The following is a 19,245-nucleotide window of genomic DNA, read 5'->3' as shown; positions in this document are numbered from 1 at the left end:
GCGCCGATGCGCGGGCTGGTTTGAACCGTCAGGAGTTCTTTCATCATGCATCGATTAATCGCGGCCTTGCTGGCTGCGGCGTCGTGCGCCGGTATGGCGCAGGCGCAAAATACGCCGCCTGCCGCAGCAGGCGCTTTGCTCACCCTCGAGCACGCACTCGACCTGGCCGGCGCCGCCTCTCCGTCGCTTGACGCGGCGGCGGCGGACCGTCGCGCGGCGGCGGCAGGGCAGCGGATCGCGGCGCTGCGCCCCAACCCCAGCGTTACCGTCGATGCCGAGAACATCGTGGGCACCGGCCCCTATCGCGATATCGAGAGCCTCGAAACGACCGCCTCACTTGTCCTGCCGATCGAACGTGGCGGCAAGCGATCGGCGCGGATCGCGGTTGCCGATGCGTGTTCCGATCGAGCCGCCGTTGCGGCTGCGATCGCACAGGCCGATCTGCGGCGCGCCGTCATCACCGCTTATGCCGAGTTGATCGCTGCGGAGCGGCGGCTAGAAACCGCGCGCGATCAGGCGGTTCTTGCGGCTGAGTGGCTGCGTGGCGCGGACGTTCGCGTGCGGGCCGGGCGTGCATCGCCGATCGAAATCCAGCGCGCGGCCGTGGCACGGCTCAACGCCGATGCCGCGGTCGAGCGGGCTGCGCGGCTTGCCGATGTCGCGCGCTTCACGCTCGCGCGGCTGATCGGGCAACCGGTCACGGCACCACTCGACATGGCATGGTTCGCGCACGTGCCCTCCGGTCATGGCCCAGGCGCTCCGATCGACAGTCGCGGCACGCTCACGCTGGCGGCTGCCGAGGCCGATCTCGCGACGGCTGATGCCGGGGTTCGGCTCGCGCGATCGCATCGCGTGCCCGACCTGACGCTGAGCGCGGGTGCGCGTCGGTTTGAGGCAACCAGCGACACCGCAGCGATGTTCAGCCTGTCGATCCCGATCCCGGTGTTCGATAACGGCAAGGCCGCATTGGCGGAGGCCACGGCCGAACACCAGCGTGCCGAGGCGTTGCGCCGCGCGACCGCGATCGAGGTCGATCAGGCGATCGCCCGCGCGCGGGCCGATGCCGCCAATGCCGCCACGACCGCAGCGACCGCCAGCGGACCGGCGCTGCGCGCGGCCGAGGAGAGCGCCCGCATCGCCCGCATCGGTTATCGCGAAGGCAAGTTCGGCCAGCTCGACCTGCTCGATGCCGAGCGCACACTCGCCGAGACGCGGACGGCCGCGATCGACGCCTTGCTCGCATACCATATCGCGCAAGCGCAGCTCGACCGCCTCACCGCGCGCGCGCCGATCCAGGATCAATGACCATGAACACCATTTTCAAGGCGGCACTGCCGCTGACCCTCGCCGCGCTGGTCGCGTCGGGCTGCACCGGCCAGGACGCCGCGCCCGACAACGCCACGATTGAAGAGGCCGGCCACGCCGAACAAGAAGGCGTGATCGACCTGACACCCCAGCAGATCGCCGCGGCGGGAATCGAGATCGTGCGACCGACGACGACCGGTGGCGGGATGCTGACGCTTCCGGCGACGATCGAGGGCGATCCGCAAAAGACGCACGTCGTGTCGGCGGCGATCGGGGGACGTATCGTCACGCTCAACCGCAATCTGGGCCAAAGCGTGGGGCGCGGTGAGACGCTGGCCGTGATCGAGAGCCGCGAGGCCGCCTCGCTCAAGGCCGAGATCGAGGCCGCGCGTGCGCGGCTGGCGCTGGCGCAATCCAATTTGCGCCGCGAGGAGCGCCTGTTTGCCGAACGCGTGTCGCCTGAACAGGATGTGATCGCCGCACGCACCGCCGCCACCGAAGCCGGGATTGCGCTGCGCCTCGCCCAGCAACAACTGTCGGCGGCCGGTGCGGGTGGCGGCGATTTCAATCGCCTTGGCATCGCCGCGCCGATCGATGGCCAGATCACGTCACGCAGCGTGACGCTTGGCCAGACGGTCGCGGCCGATGCGGAATTGTTCCGCGTTGCCGATCTCTCGCGTGTCGCGGTCACGATGGCGCTCTCGCCGGCCGATGCCGGGCACGTCAAACCGGGGGCGACGGTGGACGTGGTGTCGGGCGACCGGCGCTCGGCGGCACAGATCAGCTTCGTATCGCCGGTGCTCGACGAGACCAGCCGGCTCGTCACCGCGATCGCCGCCATCGACAATCGCGCGGGCCAGTGGCGCGTCGGCGAGCCCGTGACGGCCTCGATCAGCACGCCCGAGACGACCAGCGGCGCGCGAGTGCTCGTTCCTTCGCTCGCGGTCCAGACGATCGAGGGGCGCCCCCACGTTTTCGTGCGCACCCAAAACGGGTTCAAGGCCGTGACCGTCACACTCGGCCAGCCGAGCGGTGACCATGTCGTCGTCACCTCGGGGCTTTCCGGCGATGAGCAAATCGCGGGCAACGGCAGCTTCACGCTCAAGGCCGAACTCGGCAAGGGCGATGCCGAACACGGGGGGCATTGATCGATGATCGATCGTATCGTCACCCTCTCCGTCGAACGGCGCTGGTTCGTCCTGCTGATGACGCTCATCGCCGCCACGATCGGCGGCTGGGCGATCAGCCAGTTACCGATCGACGCCGTGCCCGATATCACCAACAACCAGGTGCAGGTGAACGTCCGCGCGCCTGCCCTCTCCCCCGAACTGGTGGAAAAGCAGGTCGCTTTCGCGATCGAAACCGCGCTCGCAGGCGTTCCCGGGCTCGATCACACCCGATCGCTCAGCCGCAACGGCTTTGCGCAGATCACGGCGGTCTTCACCGACGCCACCGACATCTATTTCGCCCGCCAGCAGGTTGCCGAGCGCCTGCGGATCGCCGAAGCGAGCCTGCCCGACGGGGTGACGCCCGAAATGGGGCCGATCGCCACCGGACTCGGCGAAGTCTATATGTGGACCGTCCACCTCCAGCATCGCCGCGAAGACCGGCACAAGCCCGGCGAACCCGGCATCCAGCCCGACGGCAGCTACATCACCCCCGAGGGCGAGCGGTTGATCAGCGAGGCCGACAAGGCGACCTATCTGCGCACGACGCAGGACTGGATCGTCGCGCCGCTGCTCAAGAACACGCCCGGCCTTGCCGGGGTGGACACGATCGGCGGCTATGTGAAGGAGTTTCAGGTGATCCCCGACGTCCAGCGCCTCGCCGCGCTGGGCATCAACCTCAGCGATCTCGCCCGCGCGCTGGAGGAAAACAATGTCGGAGTCGGCGCGGGCGTGATCGATCGCGGCGGCGAAGGTCTTGCGGTGCGATCCGACGCCCGCATCCGCAACGCGCAGGAACTCGCGGACACTGTCATCGCCACGCGCGACGGCGTACCGATCAGGCTCGATCAGGTCGCGCAAATCCGCATCGGTCAGGCCATCCGCTACGGCTCGGCCTCCGAAAACGGTCAGGAAGTCGTCGTCGGGACCGCCGTGATGCGGATCGGTGAAAACAGCCGCGCGGTCGCCTTGGCGGTGGCCGAGCGGCTCGAGGAGATCAATGCCTCGCTGCCCACCGATATCGTGGTCCAGCCGGTGCTTGATCGCACCGCGCTGGTCAATTCGACGATCAAGACGGTGGCGAAAAACCTCAGCGAAGGCGCGTTGCTGGTGGTCGTCGTGCTGTTCGCGCTGCTCGGCAATTTCCGGGCGGCGCTGATCGCGGCGCTGGTGATCCCGTTGACGATGTTGCTCGCCAGTTTCGGGATGCTCAGAGGCGGTGTCTCGGCGAATCTGATGAGCCTGGGGGCGCTCGATTTCGGCCTGATCGTCGATGGCGCGGTTATCATCGTCGAGAATGCGCTGCGCCGGATCGCCGAACGTCAGCATCAATACGGGCGCACATTGGCGCATGACGAGCGGCTGTCGGTCGTGGCGCAGGCCGCGCGCGAGATGATCCGGCCATCGGTATTCGGGCAGGCGATCATCATGCTCGTCTATGTCCCGCTGCTGATGCTGACGGGCATCGAGGGAAAAACCTTCACGCCGATGGCGCTGACCGTCATCATCGCGCTCGCCTGCGCCTTCGTCCTGTCGCTGACCTTCGTGCCCGCGATGCTCGCCATCTGGCTGTCGAAGCCGGTGGCGGAGAAAGAAGGGCGCATCATGGCCTGGCTCACGCGCAAATATGAGCCGGGCATCGATCGCGCGATGAAGCGGCCGACGCTGACGCTGGGGATCGGGATCGGCAGTTTCGCCGCCGCCATCGCGCTCTTCTCGCTGCTCGGGCAGGAATTCCTGCCGCAGCTCGATGAAGGCGATCTGACCGCCCAGATGCTCCGCATTCCGGGAACCTCGGTCGATCAGAGCCAGGCGATGCAATCGCGGATCGAACGCGCGATCGGCACATTGCCCGAAGTCAAGTTCGTATTCTCGAAAACGGGCACGGCCGAACTCGCCTCCGATCCGATGCCGCCCAACATCTCGGATACGTTCATCGTCATGAAGCCGCGCGCCGAATGGCCCGACCGGCGGCTGCCCAAGGCCGCGTTGATCGCCAAGGTCGAACGCGTGCTCGATGGCATACCGGGCGGGGCCTATGAGATCAGCCAGCCGATCCAGATGCGGTTCAACGAACTGATCGCGGGCGTGCGGGGTGACATCGCGGTCAAGGTGTTCGGCGACGATTCCGATGCAATGAACGCCACTGCCAATGCCGTCGCCGCGATCCTGCGCCAGACCGACGGCGCCACCGATGTTCGCGTCGAGCAGACCGAGGGCTTGCCGATGCTCGACATCCGCCCCCGCCGCGACATGATGGCACGGCTGGGCATTACCGCGCAGACCGTTCAGGATACGGTTTCCGCTGCGATCGGCGGGCGTGATGCCGGGGTGATCTTCGAAGGCGACCGCCGCTTTGCCGTGACGATCCGCCTCTCGGATGCCGCACGCGCCGATCTTCAGACGCTCGGCCAGGTACCAGTGCCGCTGCCTGACGGCGGCTTCGTGCCGCTTCAGAGCGTCGCGGCGATCGGCGTTACCGATGGCCCCAATCAGATCAGCCGCGAAAACGGCAAGCGGCGCGTCGTCGTGCAGGCCAATGTGCGCGGCCGCGATGTCGTCAGCGTGGTCGCCGACGCGCAGCAGCGGATCGACAAGGAGGTGCGGCTGCCGGCCGACGAATATCTCGAATGGGGCGGACAGTTCGAGAATCTCCAATCGGCGACCAAGCGGCTGATGCTGGTCGTTCCCGCCTGTTTCGCGCTGATCCTGTTGCTGCTCTACAGCGCGCTGCGGAGCGTACGCGATGCGGCGATCGTGTTCACCGGGGTTCCGCTGGCACTGGGGGGCGGCGTGCTGGCGCTGTTCCTGCGTGGGATGCCGTTCTCGATCTCGGCGGCGGTGGGGTTCATCGCCCTGTCAGGGATCGCGGTCCTGAACGGGCTGGTGATGGTGACATCGATCCAGACGCTGATGGCACGCGGGATGGCGCGCACGCAGGCCGCGCGCGACGGGGCGATGATGCGCCTGAGGCCGGTGGTGATGACCGCGCTGGTGGCAAGTCTGGGTTTCGTGCCGATGGCGATCGCAACCGGCGCGGGCGCCGAGGTACAGAAACCGCTCGCTACCGTGGTAATCGGCGGGCTCATCTCGGCCACCTTGCTCACGCTGTTCGTGCTGCCGACGCTCTATGCCCGTTATGGGCAGCGCGAGGCCGCCGCACCGCCCGTGCAGATGGACGAAGCGATGGAGATCGGGGCCCGCTGATCGCCGCGACGGACAGCCCGCATCAGCCAGCGCCGGATTGCCAACTTGCGTCGGCGATCAGGGCGATCGGTCCGGCGCTGCGGGCTGTCCAGAGCTGCATGGTGTCGGCCTCGGCCGCGCCGGCATGCAGGACGAAGGGCGTGCCATCGAACAACGGTGACTGGCCACGGAAAATGAACCGATCGGGCGGGATACCGTCCCGTTGCCGGGTCGCGAACTGGAGCAGCAGCGTCGCCTGTAACGGCCCGTGGACGATGAGGCCGGGATAGCCCTCGCTCTCGGTCACATGAGGGTGATCGTAGTGGATACGGTGCCCGTTGAAGGTCAGCGCCGAGTAGCGGAACAACAGCGTTGGCGTCGGATCCACGGTCTCTGCGACGACGCCAGTCGGGGCGACATCCTCGACTGGTGCTGCCGGTGCGCCCGCAGTGTCCGCAGCGCGATAGACGATCGTCTGCCGGTCCTCGACCCGCATTGTGCCCGCGCTGTCGATATGATGATCGACGGTAACGAAGCACAACAGCCCGCTGCGCCCTTGCTTGACCACGACATCGGCGACACGCGACCGACGCCGGACAAGATCGCCCACGCGCAGGTCGCCGGAAAAACGGATGTCGCTCCCCGCCCACATCCGGCGCGGCAAGGGGACTGGCGGCAGGAATCCGCCGCGAGCGGGATGCCCGTCTTCACCCAATGCGCCGGTGGGAGCAGCGGGCTGGCAAAGGCAGAAGTGAATCAGGCGCGGCGCGATGTCGCCTGGTTGCGGAGGCAGCCCGGCAAGATCGAAGGTCGCCTGGAAGCGCTGGACCAGCGCGGGCGTCAATTGCTCTTCGGCGACCTCCTCGCCACCGATCCATGTCCGAAGATGGCCCACATCCAGTTTTTCGATCACCGCATCGCTACCATTTCGTTGTCCCCAATGCCGCAAGGGCATTGGCCGGTCCTGTAGCCGCATGTCTCGGGCGGAGGAATGCCTGAGAGGATAATGAACCGAATGCCCGGCGGATGGTTGTCCGCCTGAAGAAGCGTGCTGCTCTCGCAGCCGGAAAAGGCTCCCCGATCGTCACCCGTCGCAATCGCCGGATGGGGCAGATCGAGGCCGCAAGCAGCGATCGTTTCCGTAACCTGATCGGAGAAAGACGATGGCGGCCAGCAAACAGTTCGAGACGTCGCGCGGCAAGGGCGGCGAGACCCATCAACACATACCCGAAGGCGGTCCGCACGATGGCATCCACCATCTGACCACCGATCAGGGTATCCGTATATCCGACAACCAAAACAGCCTGAAATCTGGCATGCGTGGCGCGACATTGCTGGAAGATTTCGCGCTGCGCGAGAAGATTTTCCACTTCGATCACGAACGCATTCCCGAACGAATCGTCCATGCTCGCGGCAGCGCAGCGCACGGCTATTTCGAGCTTTATGACAGCCTGTCGGACATCACCAAAGCCGATCTGTTCCAGCGCAAGGGCGAGAAGACGCCGCTGTTCATCCGTATGTCCACCGTGGCCGGCGGCGCGGGATCGGTCGATACGCCGCGCGACGTGCGCGGCTTTGCGGTAAAATTCTACACCAAGGAGGGCAATTGGGATCTGGTCGGCAACAACATCCCGGTGTTCTTCATCCAGGATGCGATCAAATTCCCCGATCTGGTCCACGCGGTAAAAATGGAGGCCGACCGCGGCTACCCGCAAGCCGGCAGCGCGCACGACACCTTCTGGGATTGGGCGTCGCTGATGCCCGAATCGACGCATATGCTGATGTGGGCGATGTCCGATCGCGCCATTCCACGCTCGCTGCGGATGATCGAGGCGTTCGGCGTCCACACCTTCCGCATGGTGAACGCGGCGGGGAAGGAACATTTCGTCAAATTCCACTGGAAGCCCAAATTGGGGATGCAATCGACCGTCTGGGACGAGGCGTTGAAATTGCAGGCGGCCGACAACGATTATCACCGCCGCGACCTGCGCGAGGCGATCGACGGCGGCGACTATCCCGAATGGGAACTGGGCTTGCAGGTGTTCGACCAGAAATTCGCCGACGCCCAGCCTTATGACGTGCTCGATCCCACCAAATTGATTCCCGAGGAGGATGTGCCCGTGCGGCGTGTCGGGCGGATGGTGCTCGATCGGAACCCTGACAATTTCTTCGCTGAGACCGAGCAGGCCGCGTTCTGCCCCGCGAATATCGTGCCCGGAATCGATTTCACCAACGATCCGCTGCTGCAAGGGCGGCTGTTCAGCTATCTCGACACACAGAAATCGCGGCTCGGCACCGCCAATTTCCATCAGATCCCGATCAACGCGCCCAAATGCCCGGTGATGAACTTCCAGCGCGACGGCATGATGCAGACGCAACTACCCAAGGGTCGGGCCAATTACGAACCCAACAGCCTTGCCGAGCACGGCGAGGAAGGCGGACCGCGCGAATGCCCGGCGACGGGTTTTACCACCTTTACCGGCCGCACCGATCATGACGAGACGGGGGAGAAGCTGCGCGTCCGCCCCGAATTGTTCGCCGACCACTACAGCCAGGCGCGGCTGTTCTGGATATCGCAGACCGACAGCGAGCGCGCGCATATCGCGTCGGCGTTCGTGTTCGAACTGTCCAAAGTGCAACTCGAGCACGTGCAGTCACGAATGGTCGCGAATCTGCGCAACGTCGATGACGATTTGGCGAAGCGCGTCGCCGACGGCCTTGGCATTCCGCTCCCCAAAAAGGCCGAGGCCGCACGCGCGCCGTTCGACATGAAGCCTTCGGACGCGCTGTCGATCCACAAGAACATGAAGCCGACGCTTCAGGGGCGGCAAGTCGGCGTGCTGATCGCCGACGGCAGCGATGCCGGCCTCTTCAAGGCGGTACAGGCCGCGATTACCAAGGCGGGCGGCAGGTGCTTCGTTGTCGCGCCCAAGGTCAATGGGATCACGCTGTCCGACGGCAAAGCCGTCAAACCCGATGGTCAACTTGCGGGTTCACCCTCGCAATTGTTCGATGCGGTCGCGATCCTGCTGGCGCCCAAAGCGATCGAGACCTTGCTGGACGATGGGGCTGCGGTGCAATTCGCGATGGACGCTTTTGGTCACCTCAAGGCGATCGGCCACAATCCGGATGCCAGGCCGTTGCTCGACAAAGCGGGGGTGAAGCCAGACGCGGGCGTGACCGATCTTGGCGACGCTTTCGTCAAGGCAGCAACCAAACGCTTCTGGGACCGTGAACCGAGCGTCCGCACGCTGGCTTAAAGGTTAGGGTATCGGCTCCAGACGCAGCGTCCGGAGCCGGATATCGCCGTCCTTCACCGCGATCTTCACGCGGTTGATGCCGGGGAGCAGCGCCACCTCGATTGGCTGCGTCGTCGCCCAGCCGCGCGCAGCGCGCATCGCGATAGACTTTTCTGACCCACCGTTGACCTCCACGCCGAGTGTTGCCGGTCGGATCGCGCTGCCGGTGAGCACCAGTCGCGTGGGGCCGCCTTGCGCAGCGCTGATCGTGAAGTGCAGCCACTCGCCGGCCTCGAAATGATCGACGAACGGTGCGCCATCGGCGTCGCGAGCGATGTCGACGCCGTCGTTGCGATAGGTGCGGCCGTCGTTCCATGCGGCGCGTCCACCGCCGGTCGCGATATGGTAATTGGCGTCGACGCGGTCGTGATAGGCCACCCCCGCGGGGCCCATGTCGTAATCGACCGCCGCGATCGTCAGCGGGGCCGCGCCAAACCAGTGCGGCACGAAGGGAATCGCGCGATCCGAATGCGGCAACCGAAACATCGCGTCGATGACGTCGGGGTGCTGGATGTTGTTCGCGAAGGCGATGTCGTGCGTGGCAAGGCGCATCAATGCCTGCTCCGCTTCGGCACGGGTCGGACGCGCGCCATTGTGCAGCCAGTAATCGACAAGCTTTTTCCATCCCGGATTGGGCGCAATTTCGAGCGGGTTGTTGAAACCGATCTTCTTGAGCGGCCACCATGACCAGCCGATGCCATGGCGCTCGACCAACGCAATCGCGTCGCGGAACCAGACGTTTGAATTTTCGCCCGATTCGCCGAGCCAGACGGGTATTCGATATGTGTCGCGCAAGGCCAGAATGTCGGCGAGTTCGGCGTCGGTGTTGCGGTTCCAATATTTGTGGAAGCTCAACACCATATTGTCGTCCCACGCCGGCAACATCCCGGCATAATTATTGCCCCAGCAATTGCCCTCGATCACGATCAGATGCTGTCGATCGACCGCGCGGATCGCATGCGTGATGCGCTTGAGCAGCGCCGTCAGCGGGGCGTTGCGTTGTTCCTTGCAGCCATGCCCGCCGCCCTCGCCGTCAAAATCCCAATTGGGCTCGTTGAGGATGTCGTAGCCGCCGATCCACGGCTCGTCGGCATAACGCGCGGCGAGCTTGCCCCACAAGGCGACGGTACGGCGCTGGTTTTCGGCGCTATCCCACAAAGACGGCACGCCCGGATCGCGGTCGGCGATCGGCAGATCGCTCCCCTGCCCGCCTGGTGCAGCGTGCAGATCGAGGATGACGTACATCCGGTTGGCGCGCGCCCAGGCGACCAGCGCGTCAATCCGCGCGAACCCTTCCTCTTGCCAGCGGTCAGTACCGACCGGCGCCGTATCATCGAGCAGGAGGTTGTAATGGAGCGGCAGCCGGATCGAATTGAAGCCCCAGCGCCCCATCGCATCGACATCGGCCTTGGTGATGTAATGATCGAGCCACGCGCGATAGAAATCGGCGGTGCGATCAGCCCCGATCAGGTCGGCGATGTGCCGCCGGATGACATGCTGCTGGCCCTTTTCAAGATCACCCAGCCCCAGCATATAGCCTTCCTGGAGCATCCAGCCGCCCAGCCCCATCCCGCGCAACAGCACCGGGTTGCCGTCGCCGTCGACGATCTCGGTATCACGCGTATGGAGGAAACCCTGCGCCTGCGCCGCGGCGCTCGACAGGCACAGCAACGCGGCGGCGATCAGGCGAAACAGCATCATTCCGGCTCCCCTCTGGCGAGGGATATAGACTAGGCTTCAGCCAAAGTGAACGTTCTCACATCTCGCCGCGTGCGCGGCGGATCGCATACCATTTGGCGACATTGGCGTTGTGCTGATCGAGCGTGTCGGCGAAAACGTGCCCGCCCGTGCCGTCGGCAACGAAATAGAGCGCGTTGGTTGTCGCCGGATCGAGCACTGCGTCGATCGAGGCGCGGCCGGGATTACAGATCGGCCCCTCGGGCAGCCCCGCCATCGCATAGGTGTTATAGCCGTTTTTGGCTCGCAGCTCGGAGCGCAAGATGCGGCGGCCAAGCGGCTTGCCGTGGGTGATCGGATAGATCACCGTCGGATCGGCCTGAAGCGGCATCCCGCGCTTGAGGCGGTTGGTATAGACCGCCGCCACCGTGCGGCGCTCCGAAGGCTTGCCGGTCTCCTTCTCGACGATCGAGGCTAGAATCAGCGCCTCACGCGGGGTTTTCACCGCGATCCCCGGCTTGCGTCGTTGCCACGCCGCCGCGAGATAATCGTCCATCGCCCGCGTCATCCGCGCGAGCACCGCAGCACGGCTATCGTCGCGCTGATAGCTATAGCTGTCGGGCAGTACCGAGCCCTCGGCCGGCACCGCGACATCCCCCGTCAGCTTGGGCGCCTCGATCAATCGCTGGTGGACATAGATCGACGCCATCCCTTCGGGAATCATGACCAGCCGCTGGAGCGTCTGGCCGGCCTGCATCGCCGCGAGAATGTCCGACTGGCTGACATGCGCGGGCAATTCATACTCGCCCGCCTTGATCGGCGCCGCACCGCCAAACACCTTGGCGAGCAGCAGGAAGCGGCGGGCCGACCCGATCGCCCCCGCCGCCTCGAGTTGATCCGCCGCGCGCGTCAGCGTCGCGCCCTGCGGCACGACGATGGTAACGGGCTTGTCTGCCGGCCCCGCGCCGCTCCAGCTCTGGGCGACAAGGAACGCCCCGAGGATCGCGACGAGCGCGATCAGCAGGCCGAGACAGCCGGGCTTGCGCATCGAACTAGAGCGCCCGCATCACCAGCGAGGCGTTGGTGCCGCCAAAGCCGAAGCTGTTGTTGAGCACGGCCTTCACCTTGCGCTTCTTCGCCGTGTGCGGAACGAGATCGACCCCCGTGCACCCCTCGCTCGGATGATCGAGGTTGAGCGTCGGCGGCACGATCTGGTCGCGCATCGCAAGGATGCAGAAGATCGATTCGACCGCGCCGGCGCCGCCGAGCAGATGCCCGATCGCCGATTTGGTCGAGCTCATCGACAGGTCGCCGATCGCATCGCCGAACAACCGCCGTACCGCGCCCAGTTCCAGTTCGTCACCGAGCGGGGTCGAGGTGCCGTGGGCGTTGATATAATCGATGTCCGACAGCGCGAGCCCCGATTTGCGGAGCGCCATCTGCATCGAGCGGAAAGCGCCCGAACCTTCGGGATGCGGCGCGGTGACGTGATAGGCGTCGCCCGACAGGCCGTAGCCGATCACCTCGGCATAGATTTTCGCACCGCGGGCCTTGGCGCGCTCATATTCCTCGAGCACGACAACGCCCGCGCCCTCGCCCATCACGAAACCGTCGCGATCGACATCGTAGGGACGGCTGGCCTTTTCGGGCGTATCGTTGAAATTGGTGCTGAGCGCGCGCGCCTGCGCAAAGCCGGCGATGCCCAGCGGGCAGATCGCGCCCTCGGCGCCGCCAGCGAGCATGACATCGGCATCGTCCATCGCGATCATCCGCGCGGCGTCGCCGATCGAATGCGCACCCGTCGAACAGGCGGTGACGACCGCATGGTTGGGGCCCATCAGACCGTATTTGATCGAAACCTGCCCGGAAATCAGGTTGATCAGGCGGCCATGAACGAAATGCGGGCTGACGCGGTTCGGCCCCTTTTCGTGGAGCACGATCGATTCGCTGGCGATCCCCGGCAAGCCGCCGATCCCCGAACCGATCGAACAGCCCGCGCGGAAACGTTCTTCCTCGCTCATGTCGGTGAGCCCGGCATCTTCGATCGCCTGCCCGGCAGCGTCGATACCATAGACGATGAACGGATCGACCTGACGCTGCACCTTGTGATCGACACGCTTCGAAGGGTCGAATCCATAAGCGTGGTCGGCAGGCTTCACCTCGCACGCGATCCGACACTTCTGGTCGGACGCATCGAAACGGGTGATCGGCCCCGCGCCTGAGCGGGACGCGATGATATTGGCCCAACTCGTCTCGACATCGGCACCAAGCGGGGTGACCAGGCCAAGACCAGTGACGACGACACGGCGCATGCCGCTTCTCCTAGTGCGTCACCCCGACGACGTGCCGGGGTCTCTTGGAAACAACGTGCGGCCGACGATTGCCGACAGCGCGTCGATGAGCAAACAGAAACGGCCCCCGGCACCGGAAACCGGGCGGGAGCCGTCTATCGAGCGACCAAGCCTGAAAGCAGGCTTCGATCAGCCCTTGTGCTCGTCGATATAGGTGATCGCGTCCTTGACGGTCGTGATCTTCTCGGCAGCATCATCGGGGATTTCGACGCCGAATTCTTCCTCGAACGCCATCACCAACTCGACGATGTCGAGGCTGTCTGCACCGAGATCGTCGATGAAGCTCGCGTCTTCGGTGACCTTGTCGGCCTCGACGCCGAGATGCTCGACGACGATCTTCTTCACGCGATCGGCGGTCTCGCTCATGTCCCTAGTCCCTCTCTAGCTTGGGGGTTGAATTTCCTGAACGCACCTAGAACGCGTGTCCCGCCGTGGCAAGTCCGGACGTCAGATCATCGCCATGCCACCGTTGACGTGGAGCGTCTGACCGGTGACGTAGCCGGCTTCCCTGCTGGCCAGATAGACCACGGCCGCGCCGATATCGTCGCCGGTGCCAAGATCGCCCGCCGGGATGCGGCCGAGGAGCGCCGCTTTCTGCGCATCGGGCAGCACATCGGTCATCGCCGAACGGATAAAGCCCGGCGCGACGCAATTGACGGTGATGTTCCGGCTGGCGAGTTCCTGCGCCAGCGCCTTCGACATGCCGACGAGCCCCGCCTTGGAGGCGGCGTAATTGGCCTGCCCCGGATTGCCGGTCTGCCCGACGACCGAGGTGATCGAGATGATCCGGCCAAAGCGGGCCTTCATCATCGGCCGGGCCGCGGCGCGGGCGAGGCGGAACGCCGCCTCCAGGTTGACGCGGATCACCTGATCCCATTCGTCGTCCTTCATCCGCATCGCCAGATTATCGCGCGTGATGCCGGCATTGTTGACGAGGATGTCGAGCTTGCCGCCCAACGCCTCGACCGCGGCCGGCACGAGCGCATCGACATCATCAGCATCCGACAGATTCGCCGGCACCGCGACGTGATCGCCACCAAGCGCATCGCGAAACGCGTTCAGCTTGTCGGCATTGGAGCCCGATACGGCCAGCCGCGCGCCCTGCCCTGCCAGCGCCGTCGCGATCGCCGAGCCGATCCCGCCCGACGCTCCCGTCACCAGCGCGGTCATGCCTGTCAGGTCGAACATCATGTTACTCCAGAATTGTCATATGCGTGGTCGAGCGTGCGGCGCTCAGATGTCTTTCACCAGCGATTCGATGTCATCCATCGTGATGACGCTGTGGGTGCCGGCATCGGGGGTCGTCCGCTTGACCATCGCGCCAAGAACCTTGGCACCGAATTCGACGTACAGCGACACCCCGACATCGCGCATCGCGAGCACCGATTCGCGCCAGCGCACGCGCCCCGTGACCTGTTCGACCAGATGGGCGCGGATCGCGGCGGGGTCGCTCACCGGCGCAGCGGTGACATTGGCGTAGAGCGGCACCAGCGGCGCGTCGATCCGGGCGTCGGCCAACGCCGCGTGCATCGCATCGGCGGCGGGCTGCATCAGCGGGCAATGGAACGGTGCCGACACCGGCAGGGAAATTGCGCGCTTGGCGCCCATATCCTTGGCGAGCGCGATCGCGCGCTCGATCGCCTCACGCGCTCCCGACAGCACGACCTGGCCGGGATCGTTATCGTTGGCGACGGTGCAAACCTGCCCCTCAGCGGCCGCATCGGCGATTTTCTGCGCCATCACCACATCCGCACCGAGCAGGGCCGCCATCGCGCCTTCACCCACCGGCACCGCAGCCTGCATCGCGCGCCCGCGCAGCTTGAGCAGCCGCGCGGTGGTGGCAAGATCGATCGCACCGGCGGCGCACAGCGCACTATATTCGCCAAGGCTGTGCCCAGCGACGAAATCGGCCTTGTCGGCGAGCCGGATACCGCCTTCCTGTTCGAACACCCGGAGCGTCGCGATTGCATTCGCCATGATCGCGGGCTGCGCGTTCTCGGTCAGCGTCAGTTCGTCCGACGGCCCGTCGAGCATCAGCCGGAACAGATTCTGGCCAAGCGCCTCGTCGACCTCCTCGAACACCGCACGCGCGACGGGGCTGGCATCGGCGAGCGCGCCGCCCATGCCGACGGCCTGGCTACCCTGACCCGGAAAGATGAACGCGCGCATCATGGTCTCCTCAGCGAAACGAACCGCCCGGTTAGAAACGCGCGTCGACGATGGCAAGCCGCGAGCGCGGCGCCTTTTCAGCCGTCGCGACAATTTGCGACCATTTCGCACGATTGCCGACACATCTGCGCGACACCCGCTGCCTAGCTTGGCACTGACGCCGAACAAGGGCGTCGATACAGACATGGAGTAGCAGTCATGAAAAAGTTTCTCCTGAGCGCGGCCGCCGCATCCATGGTCGCCATTCCCCTGGCCGCCGCCGCGCCCGCCGAGGCAGCGCCGCGCCACCAGACGAGCAAACAGGTCGTCAAGCACACCGTGAAGCACAAGGCGAACGGCCGCACGGTGACCACGCAGCGCAAGGTGGTGCGGGCTCCTGCCAAGCAGACGGTGCGCTACCAGACCACCTATCGCCCCGGCCACGCGACGTATCGGCCGGCCTATGCGGCCCAGCACCGCAGTTGGGCTCGCGGTCAGCATTTCGACTATCGCTATGCGCCGCGCTATCGGGTGGTGAACGATTACCGCGGCTATAACCGCCTCTACACGCCGCCGCGGGGCTATCATTGGGTACAGTCGGGTAACGACGCGGTGCTGGTGGCCATCGCCAGCGGACTGATCGGCGCGGTGATCGGTGGCGCGTTCCTGAACTAAAGCGTCATCTGATCGGTGCCGGCCCACTCCCCCACCCGGCCACCCAATATTAATATCCTAATGGGTGGTCGGGTGGGGGAGTGGGCCGGCACCGCCTTGACCGAACACGACTTGCGTTTCGCCCGGATTTCGCTATGGAACCCCGGCAACTAGGGTGGCGAGCTTGGCTTTCCGCCCTGGTTTTGCATTCGAAACAGACGACAGCCGGAGGGGCCTGCGCACGGGGCGCAGGTCAGCGATCGGCCAAGACGAAGGACGAGACATGGCTCTGTACGAGCACGTGTTCCTTGCGCGCCAGGATTTGGCACAGGCGCAGGTGGACGCGCTGGCGGAAACCGCCACCAAGATCATCGAAGACAATCAGGGCAAGGTCGTCAAGACCGAGACCTGGGGCCTGCGCAGCCTGGCCTACAAGATCGCGAAGAACCGCAAGGCGCATTACGTGATGCTCGAGATCGAGGGCCCCGGCTCCATCGTCGCCGAGCTTGAGCGCCAGGAAGCGATCAACGAAGATATCATCCGCTACATGACCATCCGTGTCGACGAACTCGAGAACGGCCCGTCGGTCATGATGCGCAAGAGCGACCGTGACGGCAGCCGCCGTCGCGAGCGCAATTAAGGAGGCAGATCCATGGCACGCCCGTTTTTCCGCCGCCGCAAGAGCTGCCCCTTCTCCGCGAAGGATGCGCCCAGAATCGATTATAAGGACGTTCGCCTGCTTCAGGGCTTCGTCTCCGAGCGCGGCAAGATCGTTCCTTCGCGGATCACCTCGGTGAGCGCGAAGAAGCAGCGCGAGCTCGCTCAGGCAATCAAGCGCGCCCGTCATCTGGGCCTGCTGCCCTATCTCGTGAAGTGAGGAGCTGAACCCATGGACGTGATTCTGCTCGAACGGGTCGAGAAGCTCGGCGGCATCGGCGATGTCGTCAAGGTCAAGGACGGCTTTGCGCGCAACTTCCTGTTGCCGCGCAAGAAGGCGCTCCGCGCCAATGACGCCAACCGCAAGGTATTCGAAGCCAATCGTGAGCGCCTGGAGGCCGAAAACGCCGCCCGTCGCACCGAAGCCGAAGCCGAGGGCAAGGGCCTTGACGGGACGTCGCTGACGCTGATCCGCCAGTCGTCGAACACTGGCCAGCTTTACGGCTCGGTCGCGGTGCGCGACGTCGTCGAGGCGCTCGATGCCGATGGCCACAAGGTCGCCAGGAACCAGGTGATCCTCGATCGCCCGATCAAGACGATCGGCGTGCACGAGATCAAGGTCGCGCTGCACCCCGAGGTTGCGGTGACGATCAAGATCAACGTCGCGCGCTCGCCCGAGGAAGCCGAAATGCAGGCCGAAGGCGTCGACGTGATGGCGCAGATGTTCGAGGAAGCCCACGACGTGTCGGGCTTTACCGAGGACTATCAGGCCTCGCAGGAAGCGGCGGCAGCGCTTGGCGAAGGGCCCGCCGAAAAGGCGGACGACGCCGGCACGGACGACGCCGACCAGGCCTGATCCGCACCACGCGACTTATGAAAAAGGGCCGTCCGACCGATGTCGGGCGGCCCTTTTGCTATGTGGCTGCTAATCGAGGCGCCGGCTGCGTGGCAGGATGATCAGGCTGAACAGGCTGAGCACGCCCGCGGCGACGAGATACAGCCCGACCTGCCCCAGCCCACCGCGATCGGCGAGCGCCTGCGCGATCATCGGCGCGAGCCCACCGCCGACGATGCCACCAAGATTGAACGCCATCGAGGTGCCGGTATAGCGCACCCCCGCCGGGAACAGGCTCGGCAGCCAGCCACCGAGCGGCCCATAAGCGAAACCCATCACGAACAGCGCCAGCGCGAGCCACAGCCAGACGACGAACAGCGATGTCGCACCCAGCATCGGCCCGAGCAGCAGCCCGACCGCGATCGTGCCCGCAAAGCCCCAGCCGAGCATCCTGCCCGCGCCCACGCGGTCCGCGAGGATCGAGGCGATGACGATGCCGGCTGCCAGAAACACGATCGCGGCTAGTTCGATCGCAAGGAACGCCTCGCGGCTATGGCCGAGTTCGGTGGTGCCGTAGCCCATCGCAAAAGCGGTCGCGAGATAGAAGGTCGCAAAACAGGCAATCACCGAGACGGTACCCGCCAGCGTCGCACGAAAATGATCGCGCAGCAGCGTCGCGATCGGCACCTTGGGCAGCGCTTCGGTCTTGGCCGCCTCCAGAAATTGCGGGGTTTCGGTGAGCTTGAGCCGGACCCACAGCCCGAGCCCGACGAGTACCGCGCTCGCCAGGAACGGCAACCGCCAGCCCCATGCCAGGAACTGCTCCTCGGTCAGAAACACGCCGAGCAGCAGGAAAAAGCCATTAGCGGCGATGAACCCTACCGGCGCGCCCAGCGGTGGGAACATGCCGAAACGGTTGCGCCAGCCCTCGGGCGCGTTTTCGACGGCGAGCAACGACGCCCCACCCCATTCGCCACCGAGCCCGAGCCCCTGCCCCAGCCGCAGCACGCATAGCAATAGCGGCGCGACCCACCCCACTTGCGCATAGGTCGGCAGAAAGGCGATCGCGACGGTCGAGGCGCCCATCAACACGAGGCTGGCGACCAGCGTCGACTTGCGCCCGATCCGGTCGCCGAAATGGCCGAACAGGATCGCGCCCACCGGCCGCGCGATGAAGGCCAGCCCGAAACTCGCATAAGAGAGCATCAACTGCACCGAGGCCGATTCGGACGAAAAAAACAGTGGCCCGAATACGAGCGCCGCGGCGGTGGCATAGATGTAGAAATCGTAGAACTCGACCGCGGTGCCAACCAGGCTCGCGAACAGAATGCGCCGATGCGATGCCCCGCCGGTAGCCGCCATATCGATCCCCCTGTTACGCTTCGGGCCAGTGAAAGCCGCGTGCTGCCCTGATTGCGGACGCCGTACAACCGTTCGCGCCGCCTGCCACGGAAAAACGCGCGTGACGATCGCCGAAGCCCCTGGGGACAACGTGTCGTGTGCATGGCCCGACGCACCGCAAGGCCGTGCCTTCGTTCATCGCGCGGCAAGCCGGTGCGTGTTCTCCTGACGCCGCGATGCAACAACCGAAAAGCAGGATAATCCCATGCGTGATCGGACAACGGGCATCATCCGGCGAGCGGCCATCGGAGCGATCCTGGCCGGGCTGATCGTCGCTTTTGCCAACCCCGCGCCGCGGATCGCACGCGCCGCCACCAACGACGAAATCGCACTCGACAAGGCCGCACATCAGGTTGCGGGGCTGGTCGATCGCGCCGCACGCCCGCTTTCTGCGGTCGCAGCCGGGGCTGATGCCCTGCGCACAACGTGATCATTATCACTAGAGTCAGATGACCTCATGCTGACCCGTATCCTGCGTTGAGCAGATAGTTGCGGCATTCTGCTGGCGGGAAGGCGTCGAGCAAGGTGCCGATGCGTCGCCATGTTGTTTCGTGGGATCGTTCGGC

General features: G+C 65.3%; 17 protein-coding genes and 1 pseudogene. 9 read left to right on the top strand and 9 right to left on the bottom strand.

All coding sequences use genetic code 11. The features are described from left to right. Positions 1-45: 45 nt before the first annotated feature. The 3 genes from NFE57_RS14015 to NFE57_RS14005 are packed head-to-tail and all read left to right on the top strand — an operon-like array spanning position 46 to position 5,678. Positions 46-1,305 (top strand): TolC family protein, encoded by a 1,260-nt coding sequence (locus NFE57_RS14015; RefSeq protein WP_252136217.1) that lies wholly within the window; start codon positions 46-48, stop codon positions 1,303-1,305. Continuing rightward, on the top strand, positions 1,302-2,453 hold the full coding sequence (locus tag NFE57_RS14010; RefSeq protein WP_252136216.1) for an efflux RND transporter periplasmic adaptor subunit: 1,152 nt from the start codon (positions 1,302-1,304) through the stop codon (positions 2,451-2,453). The genes NFE57_RS14015 and NFE57_RS14010 overlap by 4 nt, the downstream gene beginning before the upstream one ends. 3 nt (positions 2,454-2,456) lie before the next feature. After that, complete coding sequence (locus NFE57_RS14005) at positions 2,457-5,678, top strand: efflux RND transporter permease subunit (protein WP_252136215.1); 3,222 nt, start codon at positions 2,457-2,459, stop codon at positions 5,676-5,678. A gap of 22 nt (positions 5,679-5,700) precedes the next feature. Here NFE57_RS14005 and NFE57_RS14000 read toward each other — a convergent pair whose 3' ends face one another. After that, a complete protein-coding gene (locus NFE57_RS14000; RefSeq protein ID WP_252136214.1) occupies positions 5,701-6,570 on the bottom strand; it encodes an HTD2 family dehydratase in 870 nt (289 codons plus the stop codon). A 250-nt stretch (positions 6,571-6,820) separates the two neighbouring features. Between NFE57_RS14000 and NFE57_RS13995 the strand changes: the two genes are divergently transcribed. Beyond that, the gene (locus tag NFE57_RS13995) at positions 6,821-8,917 is read left to right on the top strand and encodes a catalase (RefSeq protein ID WP_252136213.1); all 2,097 of its coding nucleotides are present in this window, start codon (positions 6,821-6,823) and stop codon (positions 8,915-8,917) included. Positions 8,918-8,920: 3 nt separating this feature from the next. Here NFE57_RS13995 and NFE57_RS13990 read toward each other — a convergent pair whose 3' ends face one another. From NFE57_RS13990 to fabD, 6 genes are all read right to left on the bottom strand, one after another. After that, positions 8,921-10,657: a cellulase family glycosylhydrolase gene (locus NFE57_RS13990; RefSeq protein WP_252136212.1), complete on the bottom strand. Its 1,737-nt coding sequence runs from the start codon at positions 10,655-10,657 to the stop codon at positions 8,921-8,923. 55 nt (positions 10,658-10,712) lie between these two features. After that, a complete protein-coding gene (gene mltG / locus NFE57_RS13985) occupies positions 10,713-11,681 on the bottom strand; it encodes an endolytic transglycosylase MltG (RefSeq protein WP_252136211.1) in 969 nt (322 codons plus the stop codon). A gap of 4 nt (positions 11,682-11,685) precedes the next feature. After that, entirely contained in the window at positions 11,686-12,945 is a 1,260-nt protein-coding gene (gene fabF / locus NFE57_RS13980; RefSeq protein ID WP_252136210.1) for a beta-ketoacyl-ACP synthase II, read from the bottom strand. A 168-nt stretch (positions 12,946-13,113) separates the two neighbouring features. After that, the gene (locus tag NFE57_RS13975; RefSeq protein ID WP_019515010.1) at positions 13,114-13,350 is read right to left on the bottom strand and encodes an acyl carrier protein; all 237 of its coding nucleotides are present in this window, start codon (positions 13,348-13,350) and stop codon (positions 13,114-13,116) included. 81 nt (positions 13,351-13,431) lie between these two features. Further along, entirely contained in the window at positions 13,432-14,172 is a 741-nt protein-coding gene (gene fabG / locus NFE57_RS13970) for a 3-oxoacyl-[acyl-carrier-protein] reductase (RefSeq protein WP_252136209.1), read from the bottom strand. Between the two features lie 45 nt (positions 14,173-14,217). After that, on the bottom strand, positions 14,218-15,153 hold the full coding sequence (fabD, locus tag NFE57_RS13965) for an ACP S-malonyltransferase (RefSeq protein WP_252136208.1): 936 nt from the start codon (positions 15,151-15,153) through the stop codon (positions 14,218-14,220). 198 nt (positions 15,154-15,351) lie between these two features. On the opposite strand from fabD, the gene NFE57_RS13960 reads away from it, so the two are divergent. The 4 genes from NFE57_RS13960 to rplI all read left to right on the top strand — a co-directional run bounded on the left by NFE57_RS13960 (position 15,352) and on the right by rplI (position 17,299). After that, positions 15,352-15,807, top strand: a complete 456-nt coding sequence (locus NFE57_RS13960; protein ID WP_252136207.1) for an RcnB family protein — start codon at positions 15,352-15,354, stop codon at positions 15,805-15,807. A gap of 262 nt (positions 15,808-16,069) precedes the next feature. Next, on the top strand, positions 16,070-16,426 hold the full coding sequence (gene rpsF / locus NFE57_RS13955) for a 30S ribosomal protein S6 (protein ID WP_252136206.1): 357 nt from the start codon (positions 16,070-16,072) through the stop codon (positions 16,424-16,426). A 12-nt stretch (positions 16,427-16,438) separates the two neighbouring features. After that, positions 16,439-16,663, top strand: a complete 225-nt coding sequence (gene rpsR / locus NFE57_RS13950; RefSeq protein ID WP_066583513.1) for a 30S ribosomal protein S18 — start codon at positions 16,439-16,441, stop codon at positions 16,661-16,663. 12 nt (positions 16,664-16,675) lie between these two features. Continuing rightward, positions 16,676-17,299 carry a 50S ribosomal protein L9 gene (gene rplI / locus NFE57_RS13945; RefSeq protein ID WP_252136205.1) on the top strand — a complete coding sequence of 208 codons (624 nt, stop codon included), beginning with the start codon at positions 16,676-16,678 and terminating at the stop codon, positions 17,297-17,299. 69 nt (positions 17,300-17,368) lie between these two features. On the opposite strand, the gene NFE57_RS13940 is transcribed toward rplI, so the two are convergent. Next, positions 17,369-18,640, bottom strand: a complete 1,272-nt coding sequence (locus tag NFE57_RS13940) for an MFS transporter (protein ID WP_252136204.1) — start codon at positions 18,638-18,640, stop codon at positions 17,369-17,371. 244 nt (positions 18,641-18,884) lie between these two features. Here NFE57_RS13940 and NFE57_RS13935 point away from each other — a divergent pair, with 244 nt between their 5' ends. Then, positions 18,885-19,109, top strand: coding sequence for a hypothetical protein (locus NFE57_RS13935; RefSeq protein ID WP_252136203.1), 225 nt, complete (start codon positions 18,885-18,887; stop codon positions 19,107-19,109). 25 nt (positions 19,110-19,134) lie between these two features. Here the strand turns inward: NFE57_RS13935 and NFE57_RS13930 are convergent. Continuing rightward, positions 19,135-19,245: pseudogene (locus NFE57_RS13930) on the bottom strand (IS630 family transposase); the annotation flags it as partial.

Source organism: Hephaestia sp. MAHUQ-44 (genome assembly GCF_023806085.1).
In the GTDB taxonomy this organism is placed as follows: Bacteria; Pseudomonadota; Alphaproteobacteria; order Sphingomonadales; family Sphingomonadaceae; genus Sphingomonas.
This window is presented reverse-complemented; position numbering and strand designations above follow the sequence as displayed.